The following is a 15518-nucleotide window of genomic DNA, read 5'->3' as shown; positions in this document are numbered from 1 at the left end:
GATATATTGGATGCAATCGTTAGCCACCTATATTCTTTTCCTGCCCGCTCCTTCATTCGCTCCCTTGAGGTACCCGTGAAAACTGCTGTCGCATCGCCCGCCTTGTCGTCCGTGGCTGTTTCCAGCGCCGTCCAGAGCAGCGAGATCTACATCGAGAAGAACACCCCGATGTTCATGCGCACGGTGCTCGCTTTGTTCTGCGGCGGCTTCTCCACCTTCGCGCTGCTCTACTGCGTACAGCCGATGATGCCGATCCTCTCCCACGAGTTTTCCATCAACGCGGCGCAGAGCAGCCTGATCCTTTCGGTTTCCACGGCGATGCTCGCCATCGGCCTGCTGATCACCGGCCCGCTTTCCGATGCGCTCGGGCGTAAACCGGTAATGGTCGCGGCGCTGTCCGCCGCCGCGCTGTTCACTATCGCCAGCGCGTTGATGCCGACCTGGCAGGGCGTGCTGGTGACGCGCGCGCTGGTCGGGCTTTCCCTCAGCGGGCTCGCCGCCGTGGCGATGACCTACCTCAGCGAGGAAATCCACCCGCAGCACATCGGCCTGGCGATGGGCCTGTACATCGGCGGCAACGCCATCGGCGGGATGTCCGGGCGGCTGATCGCCGGCGTGCTGATCGATTTCGTCAGCTGGCACACGGCGATGCTGGTGATCGGCGTGCTGGCGCTGACGGCGGCCGTGGTGTTCTGGAAGATCCTTCCCGAGTCGCGCAACTTCCGCGCTCGCCCGCTCAACCCGCGCAGCCTGCTGGACGGCTTCACCGTGCACTTCCGCGACGCGGGCCTGCCCTGGCTGTTTCTGGAGGGCTTCCTGCTGATGGGCGCCTTCGTCACGCTGTTCAACTACATCGGCTATCGCCTGCTCGCCGAGCCTTACCACATGAGCCAGGCGCTGGTCGGGCTGCTCTCGGTGGTCTATCTGTCGGGCATCTACAGCTCGGCGCAGATCGGCGCGCTGGCCGACAAGCTGGGCCGCCGCCGGGTGTTCTGGGCGACCATCGTGCTGATGTCCGCCGGTCTCGCACTGACCCTGTTCACCGCGCTGCCGCTGGTGGTGATCGGCCTGCTGACCTTCACCTTCGGCTTCTTCGGCGCGCACTCGGTGGCGAGCAGCTGGATCGGCCGCCGCGCCCCCAAGGCCAAGGGCCAGGCGTCGTCGCTGTACCTGTTCAGCTACTACATCGGTTCCAGCGTCGCCGGCACCCTCGGCGGGGTGTTCTGGCACGCGGCGGGCTGGAACGGCATCGGCCTGTTCATCGGTACGCTGCTGATGATCGCCCTCGCCGTGGCCATCCACCTGGCGCGCCTGCCGGTGCTGCCGGGCAACCGCAACGGCTGATCGGCAGCGCAACGCAAAACGCCCGGCATTTGCCGGGCGTTTTCGTTTCAGCGCTCCTCGATGTGGAGGGGAAACGCTCAGGCGTGGTACTGCGCGGACAACTCGTGCACCGCCTCGAAGAACGCCCGCGCGTTCTCTGGATCGACTTCCGGGGTGATGCCGTGGCCGAGGTTGAACACCTGCCCTTCGCCGTGGCCGTAGCGGGCGAGGATGCGCCCGACCTCGGCGCGGATCGCCGCCGGGTTGGCGTAGAGCACGCTCGGGTCCATGTTGCCCTGCAGGGCCACCTTGGCGCCGACGCGGGCGCGGGCGCTGCCGATGTCACAGGTCCAGTCCAGGCCGAGGGCCTCGGCGCCGCTGTCGGCCATCGACTCCAGCCACAGACCGCCGCCCTTGGTGAACAGGATCACCGGCACGCGCCGGCCCTCGTGCTCGCGGATCAGCCCGTCGACGATCTGCTTCATGTAGGCCAGGGAGAATTCCTGGTAGGCCGCCGCCGACAGGCTGCCGCCCCAGGAGTCGAAGATCTGCACGGCCTGCGCGCCAGCCCTGATCTGCCCGTTGAGGTAGGCGGTGACCGAGCGCGCCAGCTTGTCGAGCAGCGCGTGCATGGCCTGAGGGTTGTCGTAGAGCATCGCCTTGGATTTGCGGAAGTCCTTCGACGAGCCGCCTTCGACCATGTAGGTCGCCAGCGTCCAGGGGCTGCCGGAGAAGCCGATCAGCGGCACGCGGCCGTTCAGCTCACGGCGGATATTGCGCACCGCGTCCATCACGTAGCCCAGGTCCTGTTCCGGCTCGGGAATCGGCAGCGCCTCGATGTCGGCCATCGAACTGACGACCTTCTTGAAGCGCGGGCCTTCGCCGGTCTCGAAGTACAGGCCCTGGCCCATGGCGTCGGGAATGGTGAGGATGTCGGAGAAGAGGATCGCCGCGTCCAGCTGCGGGTAGCGGTCCAGCGGCTGGATGGTGACCTCGCAGGCCAGCTCGGGACTCTTCATCAGGTTGACGAAGTTGCCGGCCTTGGCCCGCGTGGCCCGGTACTCGGGCAGGTAGCGGCCAGCCTGACGCATCATCCACACCGGGGTAACGTCCACCGGTTGCTTGAGCAGGGCACGCAGGAAGCGATCGTTCTTCAGGACAGTCATGGGGTCATCCGGGAAAAAAGTGCGGGCATTTTCGCAGAGCGCAGGGCAAAAGGCACGGCGGGTGCCGTGCCTTTGCGTTACGCGGTATCGGGATCAGTGTACGGCGGCGGCCACCAGGGCCTTGCGCCGGCGACCTTCGGCGTCCGCGGTGCGCATGGCGCCGAGAACGGTCAGGGCGTCGACCGGGAAGGGTTCGTTGTGGATGCTCTCCCCGACCGCGCAGGCCAGCTCGGCGGCGCGCAGCAGGTAGGCATCGTCGACGTCGTGCAGGCCGATGTCGGCCAGGGTCACCGGCAGGCCGATAGCGATGCAGAAGTCGTAGACCTCATCGATCTGCGCCGGCGCGCTGTCGCGCAGCATGAGCATGCTCAGCACGCCGAAGGCGACCTTCTCGCCGTGCCAGTAGGCGTGGGTCTCCGGCAGCGCGGTGAAGCCGTTGTGGATGGCGTGCGCCGCCGCCAGGCCGCCACTCTCGAAGCCGAGACCGGAGAGCAGGGTGTTGGCCTCGATGATGTGCTCCAGCGCCGGCGTCACCACCTGCTGGCGGCACGCCTGCAGCGCCAGCGGGCCGTATTCGAGCAGGGTGTCGTAGCACAGCCGCGCCAGGGCGAAGGCGGTACGCGGGCCGGGACGCCCGGTCATGTTGGCGGCCCCGCGGATGCGGCAATCCTCGGCCTCGAACCAGGTCGCCATGGCGTCGCCCATGCCGGCGACGAGGAAACGCGCCGGAGCCTGGGCGATCACCTGGCTGTCCACCAGCACCAGATCGGGATTGCGCGGCAGCACCAGGTAGCGCTTGAACGCCCCCTCGGCGGTGTAGATCACCGACAGCGCGCTGCACGGCGCATCGGTGGAGGCCAGGGTAGGCACCACGGCCACCGGCAGGCCGAGTTCGTGGGCCAGTGCCTTGGCGGTGTCGAGCGCCTTTCCGCCGCCGATGCCGACGATCGAATCCGGACGGCGCGCCTCGGCGAGGTCGACCAGCCGCGCGATTTCCTCGTCGCAGCATTCGCCGGTGAAGCGCACGCGGTGGAAATCGATCCGCTCGCTGGCGGAGGCGTCGAGTTGCGCGCCGAGGTTGTCGTCGGCGAAGGGATCGAGCAACGCCAGGCTGCTGCCGCCGAATCGGGCCAGCTCCTCACCGAGTTGCGCGAGCGCGCCTCGACCCTGGACGTAACGCGAGGGGAAAATGGCGGTGGTGAGCATGGCGAGACTCCTGGACAACGGGGGATGTCGTCACTCTAGGGGAACGCCGCTGGCGGGGTTTTGCGTCAAGTCAGCTTGGCGCGGCATCGCGTCGCGCCTGCTGCCGGAAGGGCGCGAGCTGAGCGCTCACGCCGCGCGGGATCACACTTCCAGGTAGTCGAGGATGCCCTCGGCGGCCTGGCGACCCTCGAAGATCGCGGTCACCACCAGGTCGGAACCGCGGACCATGTCGCCACCGGCGAAGATCTTCGGGTTGCTGGTCTGGTGCTTGAACTGCGCCTGCTCGGGAGCGATCACCCGGCCCTGGCTGTCGGTGCGGATGTCGAACTGCTCGAACCAGGGTGCGGGGCTCGGGCGGAAGCCGAAGGCGATGACCACGGCGTCGGCCGGCAGGACTTCCTCGGAACCGGGGATCGGTTCCGGGCTGCGACGACCACGGGCGTCCGGTTCGCCGAGACGGGTCTCGACCACCTTCACGCCTTCCACCTTGTCCTCGCCGACGATGGCGATGGGCTGACGGTTGAAGAGGAACTTCACGCCCTCCTCCTTGGCGTTCTTCACTTCCTTGCGCGAGCCGGGCATGTTCTCGGCGTCGCGACGGTAGGCGCAGGTGACGGCCTTGGCGCCCTGGCGGATCGAAGTGCGGTTGCAGTCCATCGCCGTATCGCCGCCGCCGAGCACCACCACGCGCTTGCCCTTCATGTCGACAAAGTCTTCGGGGGACTTCTCGAAACCCAGGTTGCGGTTGACGCTGGCGATGAGGAAGTCGAGCGCGTCGTGGACGCCTGGCAGGTCTTCGCCGGGGAAGCCGCCCTTCATGTAGGTGTAGGTGCCCATGCCCATGAACACCGCGTCATACTCGGCGAGCAGCTCGTCGATGCTGACGTCCTTGCCCACTTCGGTGTTCAGGCGGAATTCGATGCCCATGCCGGTGAAGACTTCGCGGCGATTGCTCAGCACGCTCTTCTCCAGCTTGAATTCGGGAATGCCGAAGGTCAGCAGACCGCCGATTTCCGGGTTCTTGTCGAACACCACCGGCGTCACGCCGTTGCGCACCAGCACGTCGGCACAACCGAGGCCGGCGGGGCCGGCGCCGATCACCGCGACGCGCTTGCCGGTCGGCTTGACCTTGGACATGTCCGGACGCCAGCCCATGGCGAAGGCGGTATCGGTGATGTACTTCTCCACCGAGCCGATGGTCACCGCGCCGAAGCCGTCGTTCAGGGTGCAGGCGCCCTCGCACAGGCGGTCCTGCGGGCACACACGGCCACAGACTTCGGGCAGCGTGTTGGTCTGGTGCGAGAGTTCGGCGGCGGCGAGGATGTTGCCCTCCGAAACCAGCTTCAGCCAGTTCGGGATGTAGTTGTGCACCGGGCACTTCCACTCGCAATACGGGTTGCCGCAACCCAGGCAACGGTGCGATTGATCGGCGGCCTGCTGCGGTTTGAACAGGTCGTAGATCTCGACGAATTCCTTCTTGCGCTGGCGCAGCAGCTTCTTCTTCGGATCCTTGCGGCCGACCTCGATGAACTGGAAGTCGTTGTTCAGACGTTCAGTCATTTCAAAACCTCTTTTCAGCAGCGCCGAACCTGGGCCGCGCTGCGAGACGATCACGGTGAGCCGGCAAGCCCCGAGGGGGGCTTGCCGCTTGAAGCGGCGTTCTTATTGCGGGTTCGCCCGGGTACTGGAAAGCAGCGAACCAAGGCTCGCCGCCTTCGGCTTGACCAGCCAGAACTTGCGCAGGTAGTCGTCCAGGTTTTCCGAAAGGTTGCGTCCCCAGGCACTGCCGGTTTCCTGCACGTACTCGGCGAGCACGCGCTGCAGGTGGCTGCGGTAGGCTTCCATCGGTTCGTTGTTGATCCGCTGGATTTCCACCAGCTCGTGGTTCACCCGGTCGACGAAGGTGTTGTCCATGTCGAGCACGTAGGCGAAGCCACCGGTCATGCCGGAGCCGAAGTTGTAGCCGGTCTTGCCAAGAACGCAGATGAAACCGCCGGTCATGTATTCGCAGCAGTGATCGCCGGTGCCTTCCACGACCGCATGCGCGCCGGAGTTGCGCACGCCGAAGCGCTCGCCCGCGGTGCCGGCGGCGAACAGCTTGCCGCCGGTGGCGCCGTACAGGCAGGTGTTGCCGATGATCGCCGACTCCTGGCTCTTGAACGCGCTGCCCTTCGGCGGCGTGATCACCAGTTGACCACCGGTCATGCCCTTGCCGACGTAGTCGTTGGCATCGCCTTCCAGGTACAGGTTCAGTCCGCCGGCGTTCCACACGCCGAAGCTCTGCCCCGCAGTGCCCTTGAAACGGAAGGTCAGCGGCGCCGAAACCATGCCCTGGTTGCCGTGACGGCGGGCGATCTCACCGGAAATCCGCGCGCCGATGGAGCGGTCGCAGTTACAGATGTCCAGCTCGAACTCGCCGCCGAGCTTGTCGGAAATCGCCGGCATGGCCATTTCCACCATGCGCTCGGCGAGCAGCCCCTGGTCGAACGGCGGGTTCTTCTCCACCTGGCAGAACTGCGGTTTGTCAGCCGGGATATGCTCGCTGCCCAGCAGCGGGGACAGGTCGAGCTGCGCCTGCTTGTCGGTTTCGCCCGGCAGCATTTCCAGCAGATCGGTACGCCCGATCAGCTCGCCGAGGCTGCGCACGCCCAGCTTGGCCAGCCACTCGCGGGTTTCCTCGGCGATGAAGGTGAAGAAATTCACCACCATGTCGACGGTGCCGATGAAGTGGTCCTTGCGCAGTTTGTCGTTCTGCGTGGCGACGCCAGTGGCGCAGTTGTTCAAGTGGCAGATGCGCAGGTACTTGCAGCCCAGCGCGATCATCGGCGCGGTGCCGAAGCCGAAGCTCTCGGCGCCTAGGATGGCCGCCTTGATCACATCGAGGCCGGTCTTCAGGCCGCCGTCGGTCTGCACCCGGACCTTGCCGCGCAGGTCGTTGCCGCGCAGGGTCTGGTGGGTTTCGGCGAGGCCGAGTTCCCACGGCGAGCCGGCGTACTTGATCGAGGTGATCGGCGAGGCGCCGGTGCCGCCGTCGTAGCCGGAGATGGTGATCAGGTCGGCATAGGCCTTGGCCACGCCGGCGGCGATGGTGCCTACGCCCGGCTCGGCCACCAGCTTCACCGAGACCAGCGCCTTCGGGTTGACCTGCTTGAGGTCGAAGATCAGCTGGGCCAGATCCTCGATCGAATAGATGTCATGGTGCGGCGGCGGCGAGATCAGCGTCACGCCAGGCACCGCATAGCGCAGCTTGGCGATCAGGCCGTTGACCTTGCCGCCGGGCAGTTGACCGCCCTCGCCCGGCTTGGCGCCCTGGGCGACCTTGATCTGCAGCACTTCGGCGTTGACCAGGTACTCCGGGGTTACACCGAAGCGGCCGGTGGCGACCTGCTTGATCTTCGAGCTCTTCACCGTGCCGTAACGGGCCGGGTCTTCGCCGCCCTCGCCGGAGTTGGAGCGCCCGCCCAGGCGGTTCATCGCCTCGGCCAGGGCCTCGTGGGCTTCCGGCGACAGCGCGCCAAGGGATATCCCGGCGGCGTCGAAGCGCTTGAAGATCGACTCCAGCGGTTCGATTTCCTCGAGCGTCAGCGGGGCGTCGGCGAGCTTGACCTTGAGCAGGTCGCGCAGCATCGACACCGGACGGCTGTCGACCAGTGCGGTGTATTCCTTGAACTTGGCGAAATCGCTCTGCTGCACGGCGGCCTGCAGGGTGTTCACCACGTCCGGGTTGTAGGCGTGGTACTCGCCGCCATAGACGAACTTGAGCAGCCCGCCCTGCTGGATCGCCCGGCGGTTGTTCCAGGCTTCCTGCGCGAGCAGTTTCTGTTCGGCCTCGATATCGACGAAACGCGCACCCTTGATGCGGCTGGACACGCCACGGAAGCTCAGCGCCACGACTTCGTCGGACAGGCCGACCGCCTCGAACAGCTGTGCGCCACGGTAGGAAGCGACGGTGGAGATGCCCATCTTCGAGAGGATCTTCAGCAGCCCCTTGGAGATGCCCTTGCGGTAGTACTTGAAGACCTCGTAGAGGTCGCCGAGCACTTCGCCGGTGCGGATCAGGTCGCCGAGCACTTCGTAGGCGAGGAACGGGTAGACCGCCGTCGCGCCGAAGCCCAGCAGCACGGCGAAATGGTGCGGATCGCGCGCGGTGGCGGTCTCGACCATGATGTTGCAATCGCAGCGCAGGCCCTTCTCGGTCAGGCGGTGGTGCACCGCGCCGACCGCCAGCGAGGCGTGCGCCGGCAGCTTGCCGGGGGCGATGTGGCGATCGGTGAGGATCAGCAGCACCTTGCCGCCACGCACGGCTTCCTCGGCCTGATCGGCGATGTTGCGTACCGCGGCTTCCAGCCCGATCGACTCGTCGTAGTTGAGATCGATGATCTGGCGCTCGAAGCCGGGGCGCTCGAGGGTCATGATCGTCCGCCACTTGGCCGGCGACAGGATCGGCGTGCTGAGGATCGCCCGGTTGGCGTGGGACGCGTCTTCTTCGAAGATGTTGCTCTCGGCGCCCAGGCAGGTTTCCAGGGACATCACGATGGCTTCGCGCAGCGGGTCGATCGGCGGGTTGGTGACCTGCGCGAACTGCTGGCGGAAGTAGTCGTAGGTCGAGCGCACGCGCTTGGACAGCACCGCCATCGGGGTGTCGTCGCCCATCGAGCCGACCGCTTCCTGGCCCTGCTCGGCGAGCGGGCGCAGCACCTGGTCACGCTCCTCGAAGGTGACCTGGAACATCTTCATGTATTGCTTGAGGTGGTCGCTGTCGTAGAACGGCGAGCCGTGGTCGTGGTCGTCCAGCGTCGCCTGGATGCGCAGCGCGTTCTCGCGCAGCCAGCGCTTGTAGGGGTGGCGCGACTTCAAGCGGCTGTCGATGTCGTCGGTCTGTAGGATCTGCCCGGTCTCGGTATCCACCGCGAAGATCTGCCCCGGGCCCACGCGGCCCTTGGCGATGACGTCCTCGGGCTGGTAGTCCCACACGCCGATTTCCGAGGCGAGGGTGATGTAGCCGTTCTTGGTGGTCACCCAGCGCGCCGGGCGCAGGCCGTTGCGGTCGAGCAGGCACACGGCATGGCGGCCATCGGTCAGCACCACGCCGGCCGGGCCATCCCAGGGCTCCATGTGCATGGAGTTGTACTCATAGAAACCGCGCAGGTCGGAATCCATGGTCTCGACGTTCTGCCAGGCCGGCGGAATGATCATGCGCAGGCCGCGGAACAGGTCCATGCCGCCGGTGACCAGCAACTCGAGCATGTTGTCCATGCTCGAGGAGTCGGAACCGACGCGGTTGACAAGTGGGCCGAGCTCGTCGAGATCGGCGATCGCCTCGTTGGCGAACTTGGTACGCCGCGCCAGCGCCCAGTTGCGGTTGCCGGTGATGGTGTTGATCTCGCCGTTGTGGGCGAGGAAGCGGAACGGCTGAGCCAGCGGCCATTTCGGCAGAGTGTTGGTGGAGAAACGCTGGTGGAATACGCAGATCGCGGTCTTCAGGCGCTCGTCGCTGAGGTCCGGAAAGAACGCCGCCAGGTCGGCGGGCATCATCAGGCCCTTGTAGATGATGGTGCGCGGCGAAAAGCTGCAGATGTAGTGGTCGGTGTCCTCGGCGTTGGCCACGGAGGACCGGCGACGCGCGGAGAACAGTTTGACCGCGAAGGTTTCGTCCGACAGCCCTTCGCCCCCGATGAACACCTGCTCGATCTGCGGCAGACGTTCCAGCGCGAGACGGCCGAGCACGCTCGGGTCAATCGGCACCTTGCGCCAGCCGACCAGTTGCAGGCCGGCGGCGAGGATCTCGCGGTTCATGTTCTCGCGAGCGGCTTCGGCGCGGGCCGGGTCCTGGTTGAAGAAGACCATGCCAACCGCGTATTGCTGCGGCAACTCGACGGCGAAATGCTCGCGCGCCATCTCGCGCAGGAAAAGGTCAGGTTTCTGTATGAGCAGGCCACAGCCGTCGCCTGTCTTGCCGTCGGCGTTGATGCCGCCACGGTGGGTCATGCAGGTCAACGCTTCAATGGCGGTTTGCAACAGATCGTGGCTCGCCTCGCCCTGCATGTGAGCGATCAGGCCGAAGCCACAGTTATCCTTGAACTCATCAGGATGATACAGACCTGCTTTCATAGGGACTCTCACCAGGCTGCCTTCTATAACAAGGCAAAAATGCTTTCAAATACAATCAGTTACCGAACGCGCAGGACGAGTCGCCAGCTTTGCGCAGGCAAAGGGAGGTCATTGTACATATCCACCCTGACGCTCACAAATCGTTAGTGGCGTGGCAGTGAATTTTAATGTCGCAATAACGTAGGAATAAGGCAGCGGGCCGTGATAGCAACCGCCGCCTCTTGCCGCCAGGAATCAGCGCGAAGCGCCCATTTCCTGCTGGATGCTGGCGAAGGTTTTCGGCCATGGCTTGCCGGCCTGAACCTTGGCCGGCAGCGTCTTGATCGCCGCCTGCGCCGCCGTGCGGGAGGGGAAGCTGCCATAGGTCACCACGTAGAGTGGCTTGCCCTGGAAGACCTTCTTGAAATACCGGTACTGATCGCCGTTCGCCCGAACGAACGCCTGCGCGCTGCTCTCCGACGCCGAGCCGAGAATCTGCACAGTGAACGCCGTTGCCGGCTGAGCCCGATACCAGTCCGCACCCGGCGCTGCCGCAGTCGCCACCGCTGCAGGCTTGTCGAGCTTAGCCGTGGCGGGCGCCGCAGGCTTGGTTGCCGCAGGCGCCGCGGGCGGCGTGGACTTGGGCTGCGTCACCGGAGCCGGGCTCGCGGTTGGCGCGGTCACTACCGGCGGCGCAGCGGCAACCGGCGGTGCAGGTACGGCGGCGATAGGCGCTGCGGCGCCCGGCTCGGGCAACGGGGCCGGACCGGGAACCTCGGCAGCCGTCTCGTCGCCATCTTCCGTAGCCGCCGCCTGAGCAAGAGGACTGCGAATGACCGGCTGAGCCTCGCCCACCAGTGGCAACGGCAGCGGCTGGGAAGACCCCGAAAACTCGACGGCAGGATTGCCTTCCTGCGAAGCCCCCTGCTGCGCCTGCCCCGCAGGAGTGCCTGCCGCCTGATCCTGAGGCGCCTGCACAACGCCGGGAGCGGGGTCGCCAGGGGTCTTGCTGCCCTGCCCCTGCATCAACCAGGCAGCCAGGACACCCACGAACACCACGACGAGGGCCAGAAGGTGCTTCTTCGGCAACTTGAATGCGAAACCGGCGCGCTTGCCCGAGCCGCGCTGCGCCAGCATGGCCTCGATCAACGTCTCGCGCGCCACCTGGTTAATCGCACCCGGCCAACCTTCGGACTGGGCGTGGATATCGGCGATCTGATCGTCCGAGAGGACTTCGATTCCCTGCCCGGCGCCCTCGAGGCGGCGAGCCAGGTAGGCGCGCGTCTCCTCCTCTTCGTAGGGTTGCAACTCGATGACGTGGAAGCACTCTTCCCCGCCGTCGCCCAGCTCATCCAGACGCGCGATCAGCGAAGGCTCGCCGAACAGGAACACGTGGGCGCGGCCGTCGGCATTGCCCTGCGCCAGCGCCAGCAGGGCCTCGAGCGCATCCGGTTTGAGCGCTTCGGCATCGTCCACGAGCAGATAGACCTCCTGCCCGGTCAGTCCCAGCTGCACCACCTGCGACTGGATAGAGCGGGAATCGGCGGCCTGCATGCCCAGCCCCTGGGCCACCTGCCGCAACAGGCTGGCCGCATCCTCGGCGCCACGCGCGGAAACCACCACGCTGAGCACGCTCTGCTTGTTGGTACTGGCGACCAGAGCCTGGCGCAAGAGGGTCTTGCCACTGCCTTCAGGCCCACTGACCACCAGAAGCAGCTGGCTGTAACGCGCGAGGTGATGAAGCTGCCCCAACACCGGCTTGCGCTGGGCAGCGAAGAACTTGAACCCCGGCACCCGCGGTGCGAAAGGGTCGTGGCTGAACTGGTAAAAACCTAGAAACGCTTCATCGGCATGCAAACTGGTCATGAGCTCTCATTGTTCTCCGAGCTGGCCCACCAGGGCGCGGTAATTCGCGCTCAGGGTGGCGTGCAAAGTCTCATCAGGATAATCCGCCGTAACCACGGCTTCCCCCATCCGCCTCAGCAATACAAGGCGCAACTGCCCATCGAGAACCTTCTTGTCGACGGCCATGTGCTGGAGGAAATCGGCCGGGGTCATCTCTTCGGGCGGCACCACCGGCAGACCCGCCCGCTGGAACAGGCGAATCCCGCGATCGCGATCCTCCGTGGAAATCCAGCCCAGGCGCCGCGACATTTCCAGGGCCATCACCGTGCCCGCGGACACGGCCTCGCCGTGCAGCCAGGCACCGTAGCCCTTGTGGGTCTCGATGGCATGGCCAAAGGTGTGGCCCAGATTGAGGGTGGCACGAACCCCGGCCTCACGCTCGTCCGCGCCGACGATACGAGCCTTTGCCGCACAGGATTGCTCGATGGCGTACGTCAGCGCCTGCTGGTCGAGCGAACGCAGCGCATCCATATGCTCCTCGAGCCAGGCCAGGAAACCCTCGTCGCAGATCAGGCCGTACTTGATGACCTCGGCCAGGCCGGCGGAAAGCTCGCGCGGCGGCAGCGTGGTCAGCGTCGAGGTATCGATGAGCACGGCATTCGGCTGATAGAAGGCGCCGATCATGTTCTTGCCGAGCGGATGATTGATCCCGGTTTTCCCGCCCACGGATGAATCGACCTGGGACAGCAGCGTGGTCGGCACCTGGATGAAATCGACGCCGCGCTGGTAACAGGCTGCGGCAAAACCCGCCATATCGCCGATCACGCCACCGCCCAGCGCGATCACCGTGCAACGGCGATCGTGCCGGGCGGAAAGCAGGCCGTCGAAAATCAGCTGCAAGGTTTCCCAGGTCTTGAACGCCTCCCCATCGGGAAGAACGATGGCTGTCTGTGCGTAGGCAGCCAGTGCACGCTGCACCGATTCGAGATAAAGCGGCGCGATCGTCTCGTTGGTAACGATCGCCACCTTCTTGCCCGCAACATGACGGGCGAAGAGTTCACCCTGACTGATGAGCCCGGCGCCGACGTAGATGGGATAACTGCGATCAGCGAGGTCGACGTGAAGAGTCTGCATGAGGCCCCCGTAAAAAAGGCCAATAGGATAGCGCATCCGGCCGGAGTTTAATCCGGCCGCAACGCCTGCAAGCGCTCGAGTATTTCCTGAACGACCATCCGCGGCGGGCGCTGGTCGGTTTCGATGACGATATCGGCAATCTCCCGATAAAGCGGATCCCGAACGGCCATCAGTTCTCGGAGCACCTTGCCAGGGTCGGAAGTGCGCAGAAGCGGACGATTCCGATCCCGCGCCGTACGGTTCAACTGCTGCGCAACGGAGGTGAAGAGATAAACGACATCGCCCCCAGCCTTAAGGACGGCGCGGTTGTCATCACGCAGCACCGCTCCGCCGCCTGTCGCCAGCACCACGCCATTGAGCTCGCAGAGTTCCGCAAGCATCGAGCGCTCCCGCTCGCGGAAGCCCGGCTCGCCCTCGACATCGAAAATCCAGGGTATGTTGGCACCACAGCGCTGCTCGATTTCCTTGTCGGAATCCTTGAAGGGAAGCCGCAGCTCTTTGGCCAGAAGCCGCCCGATGGTGCTTTTCCCAGCACCCATCGGGCCTACCAGAATCAGATTGCGCACAGCATCAACGACCCACTGCAATAGCCTGATTGTTCATGATGCGCGGAGTGAGGAAGACCAGCAGTTCGGATTTGGAGTCCTGGACAGCATCGCGGCGGAACAGGCGCCCAAGGTAAGGCAGATCACCCAGAAAAGGTACTTTCTCGGTGCTCTTGGTTTGGGTGTTGGAAAACACACCGCCAATTACAATCGTCTCGCCATCACTCACAAGGACCTTGGCATTCACCTCATTCTTGTTGATGGCAGGAACACCATTTGACGCCTCCGCATTAGTGAAGTCAGGCGCATCCTTGTTCACCTTCACCTCCATGATTACCCGATTGTCGGGGGTAATCTGCGGAGTGACTTCCAGCGATAGCGCTGCTTCTTTAAACGAGGTACTGGTGGCACCGCTGGAGCTAGCCTCCTGATAGGGAACTTCAGCACCCTTGAGGATGCGAGCCGTTTCCTTGTCGGAAGTAACGACCTTGGGCTGGGATACGATTTCGCCGTTACCGGTCGCTTCCATAGCGGAAAGCTGCAGGTCCAAAATCACGTTATTCGTAATGAAGCCAATACCTATCCCGGAGGTGCTGTTGCTGACGCCCAAATCGACAAATGGAACTGGGCTACTGCTATCGCTTCCAGCACCCGAGCCGGAGCTGCTAGTAGGCAACGTGCACCCACCGGCAAAGGGACCACATCCGCCCGTCCCACCTTCATCGATACCAATATTTCCGTTCTGCCCGTAGCCCGTCCAGTTGCCCTTGTTCAAGGCTCCGCCCCACCGAACGCCCAGCGCCTTATCGTAATCAACGTTTGCCTCGACGATCCGCGCCTCGATCATGACCTGCCGTACGGGGATATCCAGCTGGGTAACGATTCGACGAAGCTCGTCCAGACGCTCTTGGGTCTGATAGGCAATGATGTTGTTGGTGCGATCGTCCACGGTGATCGAGCCACGCTCGGGCGTAGAAGCCGCGCCCGCCTCGGAACTGGTTACCGACTGGAACAGTTTGGCGATGTCAGACGCCTTGGCGTAGTTCACCTGGATCAAATCCCGACGTAGCGGAGCCAGTTCGGCGATTTGTTTTTGCGACTCCAACTCCTGACGCTCCCGAGCCGCGATCTCATCAGCCGGCGCAACCAGAAGCACGTTACCGATTTGACGTTTGTCCAGCCCTTTGGTCTTCAACACCAGATCAAGCGCCTGATCCCAGGGCACGTTCTGCAACCGAAGTGTGATGCTGCCCTGAACCGTATCGCTGGCCACGAGGTTCAAATCGGTGAAGTCGGCAATCAGCTGAAGTACCGAACGAACGTCAATATCCTGAAAGTTAAGAGACAGCTTTTCACCCGAGTAGGTGAATCTATCGCTCTTACGCTGTTCAACCTCTTCTTTTGCCAGCGGCTTGATACTGATGGTCAGCTTGTTATCGGTCTGATAAGCAAGATAATCGTAAAAACCCGTAGGCTCGATATTGATGCTGGTTTGGCCGCCCTGTGTACTCGCACTTACAAACTGTACGGGGGTTGCGAAATCCTTGACATCCAGTCGCACTCGTAGCGACTCGGGTAACTGGGTATTCGCGAAGTCCAGCCGAATTTTTCCGCCTTGCTCCTGAATGTTCGGACTTACCGTTGGATCGGAGAGCGCAATAACCACATTCCCTTCGCCCTGATCACCACGCTGGAAATCGATCCCACTGATGGCCTTACCGGCCGGAGCGAAGGTTTTCGAAACAGGAGCAGCAGGCGCTTTGGAGCTGACAGGCGCCTGGACGGCGACCGGCTGGGGAACGGGAGCACCAATAGCTCCTTCACCCACCACGACATACAGGTTATTGCCTTCAGCACGGGTGCTGTAGGGCACGAGAGTCGCCAGATTAACGATCAGACGCGTGCGGTCCTTCACCTCGACGACAGTGACGCTTCGCGCGTTGCCTACGCCGAGCTCCTTGTTCTTGGCACCCAACTTACTGCTGACACCGGGCAGATCGAGCGCAATACGGGCCGGTTGTTCGATGGTGTAACCGCGCGGAACTGGAACAGGCTCGTCAAAGGAAAGCTTCAGCTCGACACGATTGCCCGGCAACGCCGCGACATCCAAACCCTGGAGATTGGCTGCCAACACTTCAGGCGCAATCAGAGCCGCCAACATTGATAGAGCTAGGCGCGAAAGTTTGCTGTTCATTCTCTGATTCCGTTG

General features: G+C 64.1%; 9 protein-coding genes. 1 reads left to right on the top strand and 8 read right to left on the bottom strand.

Annotated elements, in window-relative coordinates; genetic code table 11:
• The first annotated feature begins 75 nt into the window (after positions 1 to 75).
• On the top strand, positions 76 to 1344 hold the full coding sequence (locus BLV15_RS06535; protein ID WP_407072475.1) for an MFS transporter: 1269 nt from the start codon (positions 76 to 78) through the stop codon (positions 1342 to 1344).
• 77 nt (positions 1345 to 1421) lie between these two features.
• Here the strand turns inward: BLV15_RS06535 and hemE are convergent, their stop codons facing one another.
• The 8 genes from hemE to BLV15_RS06495 form a co-directional block, all read right to left on the bottom strand.
• Positions 1422 to 2489 carry a uroporphyrinogen decarboxylase gene (gene hemE / locus BLV15_RS06530; RefSeq protein WP_090225682.1) on the bottom strand — a complete coding sequence of 356 codons (1068 nt, stop codon included), beginning with the start codon at positions 2487 to 2489 and terminating at the stop codon, positions 1422 to 1424.
• A gap of 93 nt (positions 2490 to 2582) precedes the next feature.
• Positions 2583 to 3695 (bottom strand): glycerol dehydrogenase, encoded by a 1113-nt coding sequence (locus BLV15_RS06525; RefSeq protein WP_090225681.1) that lies wholly within the window; start codon positions 3693 to 3695, stop codon positions 2583 to 2585.
• 141 nt (positions 3696 to 3836) lie between these two features.
• Positions 3837 to 5255 carry an FAD-dependent oxidoreductase gene (locus BLV15_RS06520; protein WP_090225679.1) on the bottom strand — a complete coding sequence of 473 codons (1419 nt, stop codon included), beginning with the start codon at positions 5253 to 5255 and terminating at the stop codon, positions 3837 to 3839.
• 102 nt (positions 5256 to 5357) lie between these two features.
• Complete coding sequence (gltB, locus tag BLV15_RS06515) at positions 5358 to 9806, bottom strand: glutamate synthase large subunit (RefSeq protein ID WP_090225677.1); 4449 nt, start codon at positions 9804 to 9806, stop codon at positions 5358 to 5360.
• Between the two features lie 234 nt (positions 9807 to 10040).
• The gene (locus tag BLV15_RS06510) at positions 10041 to 11651 is read right to left on the bottom strand and encodes an AAA family ATPase (protein ID WP_090225675.1); all 1611 of its coding nucleotides are present in this window, start codon (positions 11649 to 11651) and stop codon (positions 10041 to 10043) included.
• A 6-nt stretch (positions 11652 to 11657) separates the two neighbouring features.
• Complete coding sequence (aroB, locus tag BLV15_RS06505) at positions 11658 to 12764, bottom strand: 3-dehydroquinate synthase (RefSeq protein WP_090225673.1); 1107 nt, start codon at positions 12762 to 12764, stop codon at positions 11658 to 11660.
• Positions 12765 to 12811: 47 nt separating this feature from the next.
• Positions 12812 to 13330, bottom strand: coding sequence for a shikimate kinase AroK (gene aroK / locus BLV15_RS06500; protein ID WP_090227370.1), 519 nt, complete (start codon positions 13328 to 13330; stop codon positions 12812 to 12814).
• A gap of 4 nt (positions 13331 to 13334) precedes the next feature.
• Positions 13335 to 15503 carry a type IV pilus secretin PilQ gene (locus tag BLV15_RS06495; protein WP_090225671.1) on the bottom strand — a complete coding sequence of 723 codons (2169 nt, stop codon included), beginning with the start codon at positions 15501 to 15503 and terminating at the stop codon, positions 13335 to 13337.
• Positions 15504 to 15518 lie beyond the last annotated feature (15 nt).

The sequence above is a fragment of the Pseudomonas kuykendallii genome, assembly GCF_900106975.1.
Lineage (GTDB): Bacteria > Pseudomonadota > Gammaproteobacteria > Pseudomonadales > Pseudomonadaceae > Pseudomonas_O > Pseudomonas_O kuykendallii.
Note: the sequence above shows the minus strand (reverse complement) of the source record. Positions and strands in the feature narration are given on the sequence as shown.

What these genes read in the sequence shown, in the direction of transcription:
- hemE (WP_090225682.1), bottom strand. Translation starts at nt 2,489, where the DNA reads ATGACTGTCCTGAAGAACGATCGCTTCCTGCGTGCCCTGCTCAAGCAA.
- BLV15_RS06525 (WP_090225681.1), bottom strand. Translation starts at nt 3,695, where the DNA reads ATGCTCACCACCGCCATTTTCCCCTCGCGTTACGTCCAGGGTCGAGGC.
- BLV15_RS06520 (WP_090225679.1), bottom strand. Translation starts at nt 5,255, where the DNA reads ATGACTGAACGTCTGAACAACGACTTCCAGTTCATCGAGGTCGGCCGC.
- gltB (WP_090225677.1), bottom strand. Translation starts at nt 9,806, where the DNA reads ATGAAAGCAGGTCTGTATCATCCTGATGAGTTCAAGGATAACTGTGGC.
- BLV15_RS06510 (WP_090225675.1), bottom strand. Translation starts at nt 11,651, where the DNA reads ATGACCAGTTTGCATGCCGATGAAGCGTTTCTAGGTTTTTACCAGTTC.
- aroB (WP_090225673.1), bottom strand. Translation starts at nt 12,764, where the DNA reads ATGCAGACTCTTCACGTCGACCTCGCTGATCGCAGTTATCCCATCTAC.
- BLV15_RS06495 (WP_090225671.1), bottom strand. Translation starts at nt 15,503, where the DNA reads ATGAACAGCAAACTTTCGCGCCTAGCTCTATCAATGTTGGCGGCTCTG.